The sequence below is a fragment of the Actinokineospora sp. HUAS TT18 genome (genome assembly GCF_051364635.1).
Taxonomy (GTDB): domain Bacteria; phylum Actinomycetota; class Actinomycetes; order Mycobacteriales; family Pseudonocardiaceae; genus Actinokineospora.
Map to the genome: position 1 here is coordinate 2,255,886 of NZ_CP195645.1, position 15,739 is coordinate 2,271,624.

The 15,739-nt window shown below is 69.9% G+C and carries 16 protein-coding genes; 14 read left to right on the forward strand and 2 right to left on the reverse strand.

The window, feature by feature from the left end; all coding sequences use genetic code 11:
* Positions 1 to 54: 54 nt before the first annotated feature.
* The gene (locus tag ACSHT8_RS10000; protein WP_436499925.1) at positions 55 to 1,074 is read left to right on the forward strand and encodes an FtsX-like permease family protein; all 1,020 of its coding nucleotides are present in this window, start codon (positions 55 to 57) and stop codon (positions 1,072 to 1,074) included.
* A complete protein-coding gene (locus ACSHT8_RS10005) occupies positions 1,071 to 1,769 on the forward strand; it encodes an ABC transporter ATP-binding protein (protein ID WP_436499927.1) in 699 nt (232 codons plus the stop codon). The genes ACSHT8_RS10000 and ACSHT8_RS10005 overlap by 4 nt, the downstream gene beginning before the upstream one ends.
* On the opposite strand, the gene ACSHT8_RS10010 is transcribed toward ACSHT8_RS10005, so the two are convergent.
* The gene (locus ACSHT8_RS10010; protein ID WP_436499929.1) at positions 1,752 to 2,366 is read right to left on the reverse strand and encodes a TetR/AcrR family transcriptional regulator; all 615 of its coding nucleotides are present in this window, start codon (positions 2,364 to 2,366) and stop codon (positions 1,752 to 1,754) included. The genes ACSHT8_RS10005 and ACSHT8_RS10010 overlap by 18 nt on opposite strands.
* 36 nt (positions 2,367 to 2,402) lie before the next feature.
* On the opposite strand from ACSHT8_RS10010, the gene ACSHT8_RS10015 reads away from it, so the two are divergent.
* The 12 genes from ACSHT8_RS10015 to ACSHT8_RS10070 all read left to right on the forward strand — a co-directional run bounded on the left by ACSHT8_RS10015 (position 2,403) and on the right by ACSHT8_RS10070 (position 14,753).
* Positions 2,403 to 3,455 carry an oxygenase MpaB family protein gene (locus tag ACSHT8_RS10015; protein ID WP_436499931.1) on the forward strand — a complete coding sequence of 351 codons (1,053 nt, stop codon included), beginning with the start codon at positions 2,403 to 2,405 and terminating at the stop codon, positions 3,453 to 3,455.
* On the forward strand, positions 3,455 to 3,811 hold the full coding sequence (locus ACSHT8_RS10020; protein ID WP_436499932.1) for a DoxX family protein: 357 nt from the start codon (positions 3,455 to 3,457) through the stop codon (positions 3,809 to 3,811). The genes ACSHT8_RS10015 and ACSHT8_RS10020 overlap by 1 nt, the downstream gene beginning before the upstream one ends.
* Before the next feature lie 229 nt (positions 3,812 to 4,040).
* A complete protein-coding gene (locus ACSHT8_RS10025; RefSeq protein ID WP_436499934.1) occupies positions 4,041 to 5,204 on the forward strand; it encodes a S8 family serine peptidase in 1,164 nt (387 codons plus the stop codon).
* 65 nt (positions 5,205 to 5,269) lie between these two features.
* Positions 5,270 to 6,073 (forward strand): DUF427 domain-containing protein, encoded by an 804-nt coding sequence (locus tag ACSHT8_RS10030; RefSeq protein WP_436499936.1) that lies wholly within the window; start codon positions 5,270 to 5,272, stop codon positions 6,071 to 6,073.
* A gap of 43 nt (positions 6,074 to 6,116) precedes the next feature.
* Positions 6,117 to 6,623: a DinB family protein gene (locus ACSHT8_RS10035; RefSeq protein ID WP_436499938.1), complete on the forward strand. Its 507-nt coding sequence runs from the start codon at positions 6,117 to 6,119 to the stop codon at positions 6,621 to 6,623.
* Positions 6,624 to 6,770: 147 nt separating this feature from the next.
* Entirely contained in the window at positions 6,771 to 8,186 is a 1,416-nt protein-coding gene (locus ACSHT8_RS10040) for a carbohydrate-binding protein (RefSeq protein WP_436499940.1), read from the forward strand.
* 9 nt (positions 8,187 to 8,195) lie between these two features.
* Complete coding sequence (locus ACSHT8_RS10045; protein WP_436499941.1) at positions 8,196 to 9,146, forward strand: DUF1996 domain-containing protein; 951 nt, start codon at positions 8,196 to 8,198, stop codon at positions 9,144 to 9,146.
* 12 nt (positions 9,147 to 9,158) lie between these two features.
* The gene (locus ACSHT8_RS10050; protein ID WP_436499943.1) at positions 9,159 to 10,439 is read left to right on the forward strand and encodes an ABC transporter substrate-binding protein; all 1,281 of its coding nucleotides are present in this window, start codon (positions 9,159 to 9,161) and stop codon (positions 10,437 to 10,439) included.
* Positions 10,436 to 11,359 (forward strand): carbohydrate ABC transporter permease, encoded by a 924-nt coding sequence (locus tag ACSHT8_RS10055; RefSeq protein WP_436499945.1) that lies wholly within the window; start codon positions 10,436 to 10,438, stop codon positions 11,357 to 11,359. Before ACSHT8_RS10050 ends, ACSHT8_RS10055 begins: the two co-directional genes overlap by 4 nt.
* A 172-nt stretch (positions 11,360 to 11,531) precedes the next feature.
* Complete coding sequence (locus ACSHT8_RS10060) at positions 11,532 to 12,317, forward strand: carbohydrate ABC transporter permease (protein WP_436499947.1); 786 nt, start codon at positions 11,532 to 11,534, stop codon at positions 12,315 to 12,317.
* Positions 12,314 to 13,666 carry a GH1 family beta-glucosidase gene (locus tag ACSHT8_RS10065; RefSeq protein ID WP_436499949.1) on the forward strand — a complete coding sequence of 451 codons (1,353 nt, stop codon included), beginning with the start codon at positions 12,314 to 12,316 and terminating at the stop codon, positions 13,664 to 13,666. The genes ACSHT8_RS10060 and ACSHT8_RS10065 overlap by 4 nt, the downstream gene beginning before the upstream one ends.
* 64 nt (positions 13,667 to 13,730) lie before the next feature.
* Positions 13,731 to 14,753 carry a LacI family DNA-binding transcriptional regulator gene (locus ACSHT8_RS10070; RefSeq protein WP_436499950.1) on the forward strand — a complete coding sequence of 341 codons (1,023 nt, stop codon included), beginning with the start codon at positions 13,731 to 13,733 and terminating at the stop codon, positions 14,751 to 14,753.
* A 28-nt stretch (positions 14,754 to 14,781) separates the two neighbouring features.
* Here ACSHT8_RS10070 and ACSHT8_RS10075 read toward each other — a convergent pair whose 3' ends face one another.
* A complete protein-coding gene (locus ACSHT8_RS10075; RefSeq protein WP_436499952.1) occupies positions 14,782 to 15,591 on the reverse strand; it encodes a LuxR C-terminal-related transcriptional regulator in 810 nt (269 codons plus the stop codon).
* Positions 15,592 to 15,739 lie beyond the last annotated feature (148 nt).

Consider the following 15,739-nt stretch of genomic DNA (forward strand, 5'->3'; position numbering starts at 1 on the left):
CCACGCGAGACGGTTGTCCCAAGCCCATCCCGGTCCTGAAAGGAACACCCAGGCGTGTTCGTCGCCATCCGAGACCTCCGCTTCGCCAAGGGCCGCTTCGCACTCATGGGCGCGGTCGTCACCCTCATCACGATGCTCGTCGTCCTGCTCTCCGGGCTCACCGCCGGACTGGGACGCGGCAACACCTCCGCCGTCACCGACCTGCCCGCCGACCATCTCGTGTTCGCGGGCGGGAAGCTCGCCTTCGCCGAGTCGACCATCCCCGCCGAGGTGCGAGCAGGCTGGGCCGAGGTCGACGGCGTGGTCCAGGCCGACCCCATCACCGTCGCCATGTCGAGGGCGGTCCACGACGGGACGAGCGCGGGGGTGGCCACCTTCGGCGTCGCCCCCGGCTCGCCGCTGGCCCCGGCCGTCGCGGCGGGACAGGTCGTGCTGTCCACCAAGGCCGCGACCGCGCTGTCGGCGGGCACGGGCGACCGGATCGAACTGGCCGGCAAGCCCGTCACGGTCGCGGCCGTGTCCGGCGACGGCGAGTTCTCCCACGCTCCGGTGGTGTGGACGGCCGCCGACGGTCCGGCCACGGTCATCGCCCTGCGGACCGCGGGCGCCGACCTCGCCGCGGCCGACGCCCGGCTCGGCACCCAGACCGTCACCGTCGCCGAGTCCCTCAGCGCGATCGGCTCCTACACCGCGGAGAACGGCTCCCTCCAGCTCATGAGGGCGCTGCTGTTCGCGATCTCCGCGCTGGTCATCGGCGCGTTCTTCACGGTGTGGACCGTCCAGCGCGGCACCGAGATCGCGATTCTCAAGGCCATCGGCGCGTCCACCGGCTACCTGCTCAGAGACGCGCTCGGCCAGGCTTCCGCGCTGCTGATCGCCGGGACCGCCGTGGGCACCGCGGCCGCCGCGGGCATCGGCGCCGCCGCGGCCTCCGCCGTGCCGTTCGTCCTCGACCCGCCGACGCTGCTGGTCCCCGCCGCGCTGCTGGTCGTCCTCGGCCTGCTGGGCGCGGCGGTCTCCCTGCGCGGCGTCACCACCGTCGATCCCCTCACCGCCCTTGGGAGCGCCCGATGACCCTGCACCTCGACGCCGTCACCCTCACCTACCCCGACGGCGACCGCCGACTCACCGCACTCGACCAGGTCAGCCTGACCGCGCGTCCCGGCACGCTCACCGCCGTGGTCGGGCCGTCCGGGTCGGGCAAGTCCAGCCTGCTGGCCGTCGCCGCCACCCTGATCACCCCCGACTCCGGCCGCGTCCTGCTCGACGACCGCGACCTGGCCGCGCTCCCCCGCGCCGAGGCCACGAAGGTCCGCCGCGCCAAGATCGGCATCGTCTTCCAGGGCGCGAATCTGCTGGCCTCCCTGACCGCCGTCGACCAACTCCTGGTCGTCGCCCACCTTGCGGGCCGCAACCTCGCCAAAGCCCGCCCCCAGGCCATGGCCTTGCTCGACGCCGTGGGACTGGCCGACCAAGCCGACCGGCGGCCCGCCCAGCTCTCCGGCGGCCAGCGCCAGCGGGTGACCATCGCCCGCGGCCTGATGAACGAGCCTTCGCTGCTGCTCGTCGACGAACCCACCAGCGCACTGGACACCCAACGGGGCGACGCGGTCCTGGCCCTGCTCCGGCGCCTGACCAGCGAACTCGGCACCACGACCGTCATGGTCACGCACAACCGCGCCCACCTGACCGAGGCCGACCAGGTCACCGAGATCACCGACGGCCGCACCCGCCACCTCCGCGCCTACGCCCTATCGCCCGGCCAGTAGCGCCCCGACGATCATCGTCGCTTGAGCGGCCAGGTGATCCGCGTCGAACCTGTCCGGGTCGCGCAACGCCAGGCGGGCGAAGTGTTCCGCGCAGGCCAGCATCGCGTGGGCGCAGATCTCCGGGTCGACCGCCGGGCCGCCCCGCCGGGCCGGCTCGCGGCTGATCCAGCGTTCGAACAGGCCGCGGACGCGTTCCTTGTCCGCCTCCACCCGCTCCCGGACCACCGCCGGGGTGCCCTCGGGCGGCAGCAGGATGAGCCGCCACGTCGACGGGTCGGCCCGCAGCATGTCCAGGCAGCGCCGGACCCCGGCCGCGAGGTCGACGCGGTCGCCGGACATGGCGCGCACGAGCTGGGTGAACGCGCGGGTCTGCTGGCGGTCGAGCAGGGCGGTGAGCAGCGTGCCCAGGTTCTCGTAGGCGCCGTAGACGACCGACCGGGCGACGCCTGCCTCGGTGGCGATCGCGTCGATGGAGACGCGGTCGTGGCCATCGCGGATGATCACCGCCATCGCCGCGTCGAGCAGCTGGGCGCGGCGGTCCTCGATGGGGAGGCGGGCGGCGTAGGGCCTGCGTTTGCGAGTCGTCGTGGTCGGCACCTTGCGATAATACGACACCTGTGTCGTAATTGGTCCATGAAGCGGAGCGAGGTGCAGCCACACGAGGACTACGGGTTCTTCGGGCCGGGCTCGGTGGTGTGGAAGGTCTGGGGCCACCCGGCATCGGCCGTGGTGGCGCTGCAGCGGGCCGTTGTCGTCGAGGAACTCGACCCGGCGCTGGTCGCGGCGGTGGACGGCACGCAGGACATCTACCGGCGCCCGCGCACCCGCTACGACCGGACGCTGCGCTACTTCGCCATGGTCGCCTTCGCGGGCTCGCGCGACGTGGCCAAGGCCGCCGACGTCCTGGTCAAGATCCACGCCAAGGCGATCGGCCATCTCCCCTACGGCGGCGGCACCTACGACGCCAACGATCCCGCCTCGCAGCTGTGGATCCAGCTCACCGGCTGGCACTCCATCCTCTACGCCTACGAGAAGTACGGCCCCGGCCGCCTGTCCGCCGAAGAGGAAGCCGAGTACTGGGAAGCCTGCGCGGTCGCCGCCGAGTTCCAGACCTGCTCCCCCGACGACATCCCCCGCGACCGCGACGGCGTCCGCGCCTACTTCGAGCGGATGCGCCCGCACCTGTCGGCCAGCCCCATCGCCCGCCAGGCCATGCACCACCTGCTCGACGCCTCGCGCGACCTCGTCGACGCGCCGCGGTTCCTGCGGCCGATCGTCCGGTTCTTCGGCTCGTTCGTCCGCGCGGCCACCATCGCGACCCTGCCCCGTTGGATGCGAGACGAAGCCGGGATCCGCCAGTCCAAAGTGGTCGACGCGCTGATCGTGCCGATCATGACCGCCGTGCTGACGATCCTGCACTTCAGCCCACGTCTCGAACTGTTCGCCCTGCGGTTCCTGTCGCCGTCGACGGTCTCGGTGGTGGCGCCCGTCAAGCTGCGCGTCCCGCCGCGCAACCCCGAAGTGCTTACCCCCGCCGAGGCCCGGGAACGCTACGGCTACGCCAAACCCGCCGAGGCGCACCTCGAATTCCGCGCCCGCCAGACGAACCGCGTCTTCAGCGAAGGCAAACCCGCCAGCGACGAGGGTCTGATCGAGTCCCAGGACATCCTGGGTAGGTTGGCCTGATGAACTCCGCGAGCAAGCTTGCCCTGTTCCTCGCCGCGGCGGGGACCACGCACTTCGTCCAGCCCCGCTTCTACGACAAGATGATCCCCAGCCAGTTGCCGGGCAAGCCGCGCACATGGACCTACGGCTCCGGCCTCGCCGAAATCGGGGTCGCCGCCGCCGTCGCCCACCCCCGCACCCGCCGCGCTGGCGGGCTGCTGGCCGCGCTGCTGTTCGCCGCGGTGCTCCCCGGCAACATCAAGATGGCGGTCGACTACAAGGACAAGCCACTTCCCTTGCGGGTGGGCACCCTGCTGCGCCTGCCCCTGCAGGTCCCACTGATCACCTGGGCGCTGCGGGTACGGTCGAAGGGATAGCCCACCCGATCCGCACCACCTGAAGGTCTCGACCGGGCGAACCGCGATGGCGGCGCGCTCTCCCACAAATGTCGAATTAGTCCCTGTAGGTGATCGCCGCGCACTTCGGAAGTAATTCGCGCGCGTATTGACGAGATCAACAAACCAACCCGGTCGAGCGATTCCCCGCGCCGCCGGAAGCGAGAACTGTGGTGGGAGTAGGAGTTCCACCACGAATCGGGGAGTAAACATGTCTCGCGCTATCCCATTGCTGCTCGCCGCCACACTGGTCACCAGCGGCGCCGGCGCCGCCTCAGCCGAAACCGGGAATTCGGCCGAGGTCGCCAGACCGGCGGCGTCCAGTACGATCGCCGGGCAGTACCTGGTGACGCTGGACGTGGGAATCAATTTGCAGGCGATTCTCGACAAACTCGGGGTCAAGTCCCTTTTCACCTACAGTGAGGTGTTCAACGGCTTCGCCGCGAAAATGACCCCGCTGCAGGTAGGGCTGCTGCGCAAGCTCCCCGGTTTCAAGAGCATCGAGGAGGACGCGGAGATCAACGCGCTCGACATCCGCGACGGCAGCGCGGTCAGCTCGTGGGGGCTCGACCGGATCAACCAGCGGAGCCTGCCGCTGGACAGCACCTACACCGCCGCGCACGACGGTTCGACGGTGACCGCCTACATCCTCGACACCGGCATCGAGCACACGCACCCGGACTTCGGCGGCCGCGCGACCTTCGGCTTCGACGCGATGGGCGACGGCAGGCGCGGCGTCGACTGCAACGGACACGGCACCCACGTCGCGGGCACCGTGGGCGGCACGAAGTTCGGCGTGGCGAAGCGGATCAAGCTGGTGAGCGTGCGGGTGCTCGGCTGCGACGGACGCGGATCGTGGTCCGGCGTCGTCGCCGGGTTCGACTGGATCGCGGCGAACGCGCGCAAGCCCGCCGTCGTCAACGCCTCGCTGGGCGGCGCGCCGCCGTCGACCGCGGTGGACAGCGCGGCGAACGCCGTCGCCGACCGGGGCGTCTTCCTGGCCGTCGCGGGCGGCAACGACACCACCGACGCCTGCGGCTACTCGCCGGCCCGCGCGGCCAGGCCGTTCACCATCGGGGCCACCACACGGACTGACGGCTACGCCACCTACAGCAACTACGGGCAGTGCATCCAGCTGTTGGCGCCCGGAACGGACATCACCTCGGCGTGGCTCGGCGGCACCGTCAAGACGATCAGCGGCACGTCGATGGCGACACCGCACGTCGCCGGGGCGGCCGCGCTCTACAAGCAGACCTACGGCGACAAGTCGCAGATCGACGTGATGAACGGGCTCTGGGGGCTCGCCACCCCGAGCAAGATCCAGTCGGTGCCCGCGGGCACCGCGAACTACCTGCTGTACATCGGCGGGCTCTGACCGGTCGCCGGTGTCGGGCCGTTCGGCCCGACACCGGCGCCCCCGGCCGGTGGCACCATCGACGCATGGCCATCCGATTCGCGAGCGCGCTGCCCGACGCCCTCACCGAACTGCGGTACGACGCCCGCCCGCAGCGCATCAGGGTGTCCGCAGGCGGGCGGCCGATCGCCGACACCACCGACGCGTACCTCATCTGGGAACCCCGCCGGGTGGTGCCCATGTACGCGGTGCCGTGGGACGACTTCACCGCACCCGTCGAGCGGGCCGAGCACGTCGAGCCCGCCGCCGACCTGCCGCGGATCATGGGGCCGGAGAACTTCGACAAGCACTCCGCGCCGGGACACGAGGTGACCATCGATGGCGGGTTCCACGGCTCGGCGTTCCAGCCCGACGACCCGGACCTCGGCGGGCGGGTGATCCTCGAGTTCGGCGCGTTCGACTGGTTGGAGGAGGACGACACCGTCATCGGCCACCCGCACGACCCGTACAAGCGGATCGACGTGCTCCAGTCGTCGCGGCGGGTGCGGATCGCGCTCGACGGGCAGGTGCTGGCGGACAGCACGCGGGCGATGATGCTGCTGGAGACCCACCTGCCGGTGCGCTGGTACTTCCCCCGCGCGGACGTGCGGCTCGACGTGCTGACCCCGACCGACGCGCACACGATCTGCGCGTACAAGGGGCACGCGGCGTACTTCAGCTATGAACCGTCCGGGTTCGAGGGCAGCAACATCGGCTGGACCTATGTGGACCCACTGCACGACGCGTTGCGCGTCAAGGACTACATCTCGTTCTACGGCGAGCGCGTCGACACCGAGATCGACGGCGTGCTCGGCGAACGGCCGGTGACGCCGTGGTCACGGCCGTGGTGACCCGCCTGGCCGCCGTCCCGCGCTGTCGCCCAGAATCCAAGCCATGACGACCGAACGGATCGCGCCGCCGCTGACCGGCGACGAGCGCGAGACCCTGCGCGCCTTCCTCGACTTCCACCGCGCCACCCTGGCGATGAAGTGCGAGGGCCTCGGCGACGAGGAACTGCGCAGGCAGTCGAGCCCGCCGTCGACGCTGTCGCTGCTCGGCTTGGTCCGACACATGTGCGAGGTCGAGCGCACCTGGTTCCGCCGGGTGATCAACGGCGAGGACGTCCCGTTCGTCTGGTCGGACAAGAGCGACTACCAGGAGGCGTACGACGCCACCGGCGCGACCCGGGCCGAGGCGTTCGCCGCGTGGGAGGCGGAGGTCGAGCACTCGCGACGCATCGAGGCGGCGGCCGAGTCCCTCGACGTCACCGGCTTCCAGCCCCGCTGGGACGCCGAAGTGTCCCTGCGGCTCGTGATGCTCCACCTGATCCACGAGTACGCCCGCCACAACGGCCACGCCGACTTCCTCCGCGAAGCGATCGACGGCGTCACCGGCGCCTGACCAGCCAGGCCAGGTGATCTTCGCGCCGACATCGGTGCGTATTCAACCGTTGACAATCAGCCGTGAGAGCGCTTCCATGGGTCACGCAAAGATTTGTTGTGGATCACAACAAGGGCTCCCTGCCTGTGACAAGGAGGTCACTGCCCCATGCCTACCTCCCCTCCCCGACCCGCCCGCCGAACCCGGCTCGCCCTCGGCGCCGCCACCGCCGCCCTAGCCGTCGCGGTCCCCCTGACCATCTCCGCGCAAGCCGCCGTCCCGCCGCCGCCCGCCGGGTGGACCCTGCAGTGGAGCGACGACTTCACCGGCGCCGCGGGCTCCCTGCCCTCCTCGGCCAACTGGATCTTCGACCTCGGCCACGGCTACCCCGGCGGCCCCGGCAACTGGGGCACCGGCGAGATCGCCGCGCACACCAACGACCCGAACAACGTCAGCCTCGACGGCGCGGGCAACCTGCGGATCACCCCGCGGCGCGACGGCGCGGGCAACTGGACCTCGGCGCGGCTGGAGACCCACCGCGCGAACTTCAAACCGCCCGCCGGCGGCGTGCTGCGCATCGAGGGCCGCATCCAGATGCCCAACGTCGGCGGGGCGGCGGCGGTCGGCTACTGGCCCGCGTTCTGGGCGCTCGGGTCGCCCTATCGGGGCAACTACTGGAACTGGCCGGGCATCGGCGAGTTCGACATCATGGAGAACGTCAACGGGATCAACTCCGTGTGGGGCGTGCTCCACTGTGGAGTCAACCCGGGCGGTCCGTGCAACGAGACCACCGGCCTCGGCGCCAGCCGCGCGTGCCCCGGCTCGGCGTGCCAGGCGGGTTTCCACACCTACCGCTTCGAGTGGGACCAGAGCGTCTCGCCCAACCAGTTCCGCTGGTACGTCGACGGACAGCAGTTCCACAGCGTCAGCCAGAACCAACTGCCCGCCGACACGTGGCAGAACATGACCTCGCACGCGGGCTACTTCATCCTGCTGAACCTGGCCATCGGCGGCGCCTTCCCGGACGCGCTCGCAGGCAGCCGGACCCCGACCGCGGCCACCGTGCCCGGCCACCCGATGGTCGTCGACTACGTCGCGGTCTACACCAGCGGCGGAACCCCGCCGACCACAACAACCACGACAACCACCACCACTCCCCCGCCCGGCGGCGGCAACGCCTACAGCACCCTCCAGGCGGAGAACTTCCAACAGCAGTCCGGCCTCAGCGTCGCGGCCGCGCAGGACACCGGCGGCGGGCAGCACATCGGGTCGATCGCCAACGGCGACTGGGCGCTCTACCGCGGCATCGACTTCGGCTCAGGCTCCCCGGCGACGCAGTTCGACGCCCGGGTCGCCTCCGGGGCCGCGGGCGGAGTGAGCGGACTCGTCGAGGTCCGGCTGGACAGCCGGTCGAACGCACCCATCGGCTCGTTCGCCGTGGCCAACACCGGCGGCTGGCAGAGCTGGCGCACGATCCCGGCCAACATCAGCGGCGTCACCGGGGTGCACGACGTGTACCTGACCTTCACCAGCGGCCAGCCCGCGGACTACCTGAATGTCAACTGGTTCACCTTCCGGCGCTAGGAGGATCGGATGTCCACACTCCTGCTCCGGGTCGGACTCGGGGTCGCGCTCGCCGCCACCCTGGCCACCGCGGTGATCAGCTCAGCCGAAACCCCGATAGACCACAGTGCTGTCAACCACGCTGGACACGGCCAGACGTTCAGCGACGAGCAGGCGCAAGCGCTTGTCGCGCAGCAGGCACCCGTGCGGGGCTCGGAGTTCCGCGCGGAATGCCGCAGCAGCCACCGCGCGGGCAACGACCCGATCGTGTTTCCCAACCGGCCGGGCGTCTCGCACACCCACGAGTTCTTCGGCAACACCACCACCAACGCCGACTCCACCCTGCAGTCGCTGCGCCTCGGCGGGACGAACTGCGACCCGGTGTCGGACAAGTCCGCCTACTGGGTGCCCACGCTGTACCAGCACGGGGTGGCGGTCGCGCCCGAGCGCGTCACCATCTACTACCAGGGCATCACCGACCCGGCGCGCGCCGTGCCGCATCCGCAGGGCCTGCGCTACGTCATCGGCAACGCGCTGGCCACCAGTCCCGACCAGAACCCGGCCGCGCGGTGGTCGTGTGTCGGGCGGCCGGAGTCCAGCCGCGACTTCCTGTCCTGCCCCGCCGGGTCGAAGTTGGAGAACTATCTCGACTTCCCGACCTGCTGGGACGGCACGCGGCTGGACTCCCCCAACCACCGCGACCACCTGGTGTTCGGCCTCGGTGGCGCGGGCGGAACCTGCCCGAGCAGTCACCCGGTTGTGCTGCCGCGACTGGAGTTCCTGATCACCTATCCCGTCAGCGGCGGCGGATTGTCGCTGGCCGGGACCCGCAACGGCGTCAACGTCACCACCGCGCCGGGCTACACCTTCCACGGCGACTTCTTCAACGCCTGGGACCCCGGCGAACTGCAACGCCGAGTCGACACCTGCGTCCGCGGCGGCTACGTCTGCGGCACCGACGGCAACCCGATCCAGCAGTAGAGGAGCACGACAATGCACACCCCGGGACGGTCGACACTGGCCGTGGTCGCGACGCTCGCCGTGGGCGCACTGGCACTCACGGCGTGCGGCGGGGGCGAAGCCGCCCAGTCCGGCGAGGTCACCCTGACGATCAACGTCTTCGGCGACAACTTCTCGCTGCCGGACAACCGGTCGATCTACGACGAGTACGAACGGACCCACCCGGGCGTCAAGATCGTGGAGAACCGCAGCGACTTCGGCACACACCACAAGAATCTCCAGGCCCGCCTCACCGCGGGCAACGGCGCGGCGGACCTGGAGTTGGTGGAGGTCGGCCAGGTGGCGGGCTTCATCGGCCAGCCGGACAGCTTCGTCAACTTCCGCGACGAGGGCGTCGACTCGACACAGTGGACGGACGCGGTCGTCGCCCGCGCGTCGACCGCCGACAAGGCCGCACTGATCGGCCTGCCGACCGACATCGGCGGCCTGGCGGTGTGCTACCGGACGGACCTGTTCGCGGCGGCGGGCCTGCCGACGGACCGCGCGGCGGTGGCGGCGCTGTGGCCGACGTGGGAGTCCTATGTCGATACCGGGTCCAGGTTCCTGAAGTCGGCCCCGCCGGGCGTGAAGTGGTTCGACGCGGGCGGGCACGTGTTCACCGGCATCCTGGGCAACTCCGAGGAGACGTTCTACGACGCCTCGGGCAAGCTGATCGTCGACTCCAACCCCGCGGTGCGCGCCGCGTGGGACCTGTCGGTCAAGGCGATCAAGGAAGGGCAGTCCGCGGCCCTGCCGGAGTTCAGCCCGGAGTGGAACACCGGGTTCCAGCGCGGCCAGTTCGCCACGGTGACGTGCCCGGCGTGGATGATGGGCTACATCCAGGGCAACGCGGCGGAGACCAAGGGCAAGTGGGACATCGCCAAGATCCCCGGCGGCTCCGGCAACTGGGGCGGCTCCTACGTGACGGTGCCCAAGCAGGGAAAGAACACCAAGGCGGCCGTCGAGCTGGCGAAGTGGCTGACCGCCCCCGAACAGAACGTCAAGCTGTTCAAGACGATCGGCAACTTCCCCAGTCAGCAGAGCACGTGGAAGAGCCCCGAGGTCGCGGGCTTCACGTCGGAGTTCTTCAACAACGCGCCCGCCGGGAAGATCTTCCCGGACTCCCTGGCGAGCGCGCCTGCCCAGGTCGTCGGCCCGGAGAGCGGCGTCATCGGCAACATCTTCGCCGCGGCCCTGAACAGCGTCGAGCAGGGCAAGGACCCGGGTGAAGCATGGACCCGGACCCTGGCGGACATCAAGGCAGCGGCAGGATGACGCGCCGACTTCGGGACCGCCGCACCCGGCGGTCCCGACGGTCGCTCGCGCCGTACCTGTACATCTCGCCGTTCTTCCTGCTGTTCGCGGTGTTCGGCCTGTTTCCCTTGGCTTACACCGCGATCATCTCGACCACGGCGTGGAGCCCGCGGCGCCCTGGCAGCGCGGACGTGTCGGTCGGTCTGGACAACTACGCGTCGTTGTTCAGCGACCCGAACTTCCACAACGCCCTGATCAACACGTTGGGGATCGGCCTGCTGTCGACCGGCCCGCAACTGCTGTTGGCACTGGGGATCGCGCACCTGCTGAACTACCGGCTACGGGGGCGGCTGGTGCTGCGAATGGGCGTGCTGCTGCCATACGTGACGTCGGTGGCGGCGGTGGCGCTGATCTTCAACCAGGTGTTCGCGCGGGACTTCGGCCTGGTGAACTGGGTCCTGCAGCCGTTCGTGGACGGCCCGATCGATTGGCGGGCGGACACGTGGTCGTCCTGGATCGCGGTGTCGGTGATGGTGACGTGGCACTGGACGGGCTACAACGCCCTGATCTACCTGGCCGCGATGCAGACGATCCCCTATGACCTGTACGAGTCGGCGTCGATCGACGGGGCGAGCCGGTGGCAGCAGTTCTGGCACATCACTGTGCCCAGCCTGCGCCCGACGATCGTGTTCACGGTGATCGTGTCGACGATCGGGGCGCTGCAACTGTTCGCCGAGCCGTTCCTGTTCGACGCCACACGGAACAACAATGGCGGGTCGCAGCGACAGTTCCAGACGATCGTTCTGTACCTGTACCAACAGTTCTGGACGAACGGCCGCTACGGCTACGGCGCCGCCATCGCCTGGACCCTGTTCCTGATCACGGTCGTCATCGCCGCGATCAACTTCCTCCTGGCCCGCCGCATCAAATCGACGGATTAGACCCAACATGAGCAGAATCGACTCGCATCCCCCAGCCACGCCGGGGCAAAGCCCCCAAACCCCACCCAGGCAACCCCCACCCATCCCTGGGGGGACGGCCCTTGGCCAGTCTACCCGCCGACACCGCCAAAAACGGCGCGGCCAAGGCGGCCTGTGGATAACCTACGGCCTGTTGATAGCCATTGTCCTCATCTCCGCCTTTCCGCTGTACTGGTCGGTTGTCGTCTCCTCCCGAGACAAGTCAGCCATCGGCCGCTACCCGCCCCCACTCGTCCCCGGCGGCAACCTCTGGGACAACCTCCAAGCCGCCTTCATTCAGGGCGGTTTCGGCACCGCACTGCTCAACTCGACCATCGTCGCCTGCTCCATCACCGTCTCCGTCGTCTTCACCTCGACCCTCGCCGGTTTCGCCTTCGCCAAGCTCAAGTTCAAAGGCCGAGACACCCTCTTCGGCCTGGTCGTAGCCACGATGCTCGTCCCGACCCAACTCGCGATCATCCCCCTCTACATCATGATCACCCAATGGTTCGGCTGGTCCAACGACCTCCGCGGCGTCATCGTCCCCGCCCTCGTCAGCGCGTTCGGTGTCTTCTTCATGCGCCAATACCTGACCTCCGCGATGCCCGACGAACTCATCGAGGCGGGCCGGATGGACGGCGCCTCCACTCTCCGCATCTACTGGAGTCTCGTGCTCCCCATCGCGAGGCCGGGGGCCGCGGTCCTCGGGCTGCTGATCTTCATCACCTACTGGAACGACCTGTTCTGGCCGCTCATCCTGCTCAACACACAGAACCCGACGGTCCAAGTCGCCATCGCCAACACCGCCAGTGGGATCGAGGTGGACTACTCGCTCGTCCTCGCGGGAACGGTCATCGCGACCTTCCCCATCCTGATCGTGTTCCTGGTGCTCGGCCGTCAGATCATTGGAGGAATCATGCAGGGCGCGGTGAAGGGATGACGCGGCTGGTCTTCCCGGAGGGGTTCGTCTGGGGCGCGGCGACCGCCGCCTATCAAATCGAGGGCGCGGTCGGCGAAGACGGGCGCGGACTGTCCATTTGGGACACGTTCGCGCGCACCCCCGGGAACGTGGTCGGCGGCGACACCGGCGACGTCGCCGCCGACCACTACCACCGGTTCGGGGCCGACGTGGCCATGATGCGCGACCTCGGGCTGTCGGCCTACCGGTTCTCCGTGGCCTGGCCGCGCGTGCAGCCGACCGGGCGCGGACCCGCCAACGCCGCCGGGCTCGACTTCTACGACCGGCTCGTCGACGAGATCCTCGGCAGCGGTATCGACCCCATGCTCACGCTCTACCACTGGGACCTCCCCCAAGCGCTCGATGGCGGTTGGACATCGCGCGACACCGCCGCCCGGTTCGCCGAGTACGCGGCCATCGTCGCGAACCGGCTGGGCGACCGCGTGTCCCGGTGGACGACCCTCAACGAACCCTGGTGCTCGGCGTTCCTCGGGTATGCCTCCGGTGTGCACGCACCGGGCCGCAAGGAACCCGCCGAAGCGCTCAAGGCCGTCCATCACCTGATGCTCGCCCACGGGCTCGGCACCCGCGCCCTGCGAGACGCCCTCCCCGCCACCGCTGAAGTCTCGATCGTCCTCAACCTGGCCGCGGTGTCCCCGGCCTCCCCCGAAGGGAAGGACGCCGCCAGAAGGGTCGACGGGCTGGCCAACCGGATCTTCCTCGACCCGCTGTTCGGCGCCGGCTACCCCGCCGACGTCAAGCGCGACACCGCGGACCTCACGGACTGGTCGTTCGTGCACGACGGGGACGAGGCTGTGATCGCGACGCCGATAGACCTGCTGGGCGTCAACTACTACAGCCCGACCGTCGTCGACCTGGGCACGGCCGAGCCCGACAGCCCGTGGCCGCACGACATCGAGACCGTCGCCCCGCCCGGCCCGCGAACCGCCATGGGCTGGCCCATCGACGCGAGCGGGCTCGGCGCGATCCTCACCAGGCTGCGCGACGAGTACCCGCCGATCCCGGTCATGATCACCGAGAACGGCGCCGCGTTCGACGACGAACTCACCGCCGACGCGGTCCGCGACCCGGAGCGCGTCGACTACCTGAGGAGACACCTGACTGTCGCGCACGAGGCCATCCGCGCGGGGGTCGACCTGCGCGGGTACTTCGTCTGGTCGCTACTGGACAACTTCGAATGGGCCTACGGCTACGGAAAGCGCTTCGGCATCATCCACGTCGACTACGCTACGCAGCGCCGGGTGTGGAAGGACAGCGCATACTGGTACCGGGAAGTGATCAAGGCGAACGGCATCAACGGGACGGCATGAGCGAGCTTGCGAGCGAATCATCGACACAGTGCCCTTCGCGAGTGGAGCCACCGAACAAAGTGAGGTGGCCGGTCTGAGCGAAGCACGGCGTCAGCCGACGCTGGACACTGTCGCGGCGGAGGCGGGCGTTTCGCGCGCCACCGTGTCGCGGGTGATCAACGGCTCGCCCAAGGTCTCGCCCGAGGTCAAGCTGACCGTCGGCGCGGCGATCGAGCGGCTGGGCTACGTACCCAACCGCGCCGCCCGCAGCCTGGCGACGCGCCGCACCGACTCGGTCGCGCTGGTCATGCGCGAGCCAGACGCCACCGTGCTCGCCGACCCGTACCTGGGCAACATGATCATCGCGACCAGCCACACGCTGATGGGCACGGGCGTGCAACTGGTCCTGATGAACGCCCAGAACGACGCCGAACACGCCCAACTCGCCGACTACGTGCGCGGCGGCCACGTCGACGGTGTCCTGCTGGTGTCCATGCACGGCGACGACCCGCTGCCCGAGATCCTGCTGCGCGCGGGCGTCCCGACCGTGATCGGCGGCAGGCCCGAACGGCTGCTGCCCGGCCTGACCTACGTCGACGTCGACAACCTCGGCGGCGCGGTCCTGGCCACCGAACGGCTCGTGAGCATCGGCAGGCGCCGGATAGCCACCGTCGCCGGTCCCCCGGACATGACCGCGGGCGTCGACCGACGCACCGGCTTCCAAGACACCCTGCGCGCGGCGGGCCTCGACCCGAGCCGCGTCGCCAACGGCGCGTTCACCCGCGAGTCGGGCGAGGCGGGCATGGCCGAGGTGCTCGACCGCTGGCCGGACACCGACGCGGTGTTCGTGGCCAGCGACCTGATGGCCATCGGCGCGCTGCGCGCCCTGCGAGCGGCGGGGAGACGGGTGCCCGAGGACGTCGCGCTGGTCGGCTACGACGACATCGAGATGGCCAAACACACCGAGCCGCCGCTGACGACCATTCACCAGCCGGTGGTCGACCAGGCCCGAATCATGGCCGAACTACTCCTCCGCCAGATCGGCGGCGACCCCGGCGGCGACCCAGTCGTACTGCCGACATTGCTGGTCGAACGCGAGTCCGCCTGAGACGGTCCAGCCGAACCCCTGCGTCAAGTCAGAGGATGCCCGCAGTCCTGGCCGCGTGGACCGCGGCGGTGCGGTTGTGGACTTCCAGCTTGCGCATCGCGCTCCGCAGATACGCCTTGACCGTCTCCGGGCTCAGCCCGAGCCGCTGGGCGATCTCGGCGTTGCTGGCGCCGACGGCGACCAGGCGCAGGGCGTCGACCTCGCGGGCGGCGAGGACGGCGTCGGCGGCGGGGGCCAGTGGCGCGCCGCCGAGTTGCTGGTGGATGCGGGCCAGCTTGTCGCGCAGGGTGGGGTCGTCGGTGGTGCGGATGATCGCGGCCAGGTCGGTGAGTGCCGAGTTGACGCTGGGTGGCTGGGGTGGGGTCGGGCGGCCGATGAGGCCGTCGAGTTCCTTCTCCAGCTTCCGGGCCACGACGCCCGCGTGTCGCAGGGCGACCTGGCCGATCGGGGCGTCGTCGCGGACCGCGCCGTAGATGATCGCGCCGACCTGGCCGTTGAGCTTGATCGGGAAGGCGAAGATGGACGTCAGCCGCTCGTGGTCGACCACGATCCGGTCGTAGTCGTGGGTGATGGCCTTGTTGCTGGCGTAGTCGTTGACCAGGAACGGGCTGCCGCGCTCGATGGCCGTGCCGCCGAGGCCGCGGCCGCTGGGCACGACGAGCCCGTTCAGCGATTGGCTGAGCGTGCCGAACAGCTGGTTGATGACCAGACGGCCCGCGCCCACCTGGCGGACCGCGCCGCCGAACACGACCGGGAGCCCGGTGAGCTGCCGCAGCAGCGGCAGCCGCCTCGCGAGCAGGTTCTCGATCATGTTCCGCTTCAGGTCGTCTTCGACCACGGCCGTTCCTCTTCGTCCAGCCCCCGCCGCGACAAGTGTCACTCCATCGTGGCGAGACAGCCTACCCCCGTACGGGGGTAGTGGGCGGTGACCACGGACCGTCACCCTCCTTCCCAACCCAAACGGGGGCTCGGCGAGGAGGCAGCGA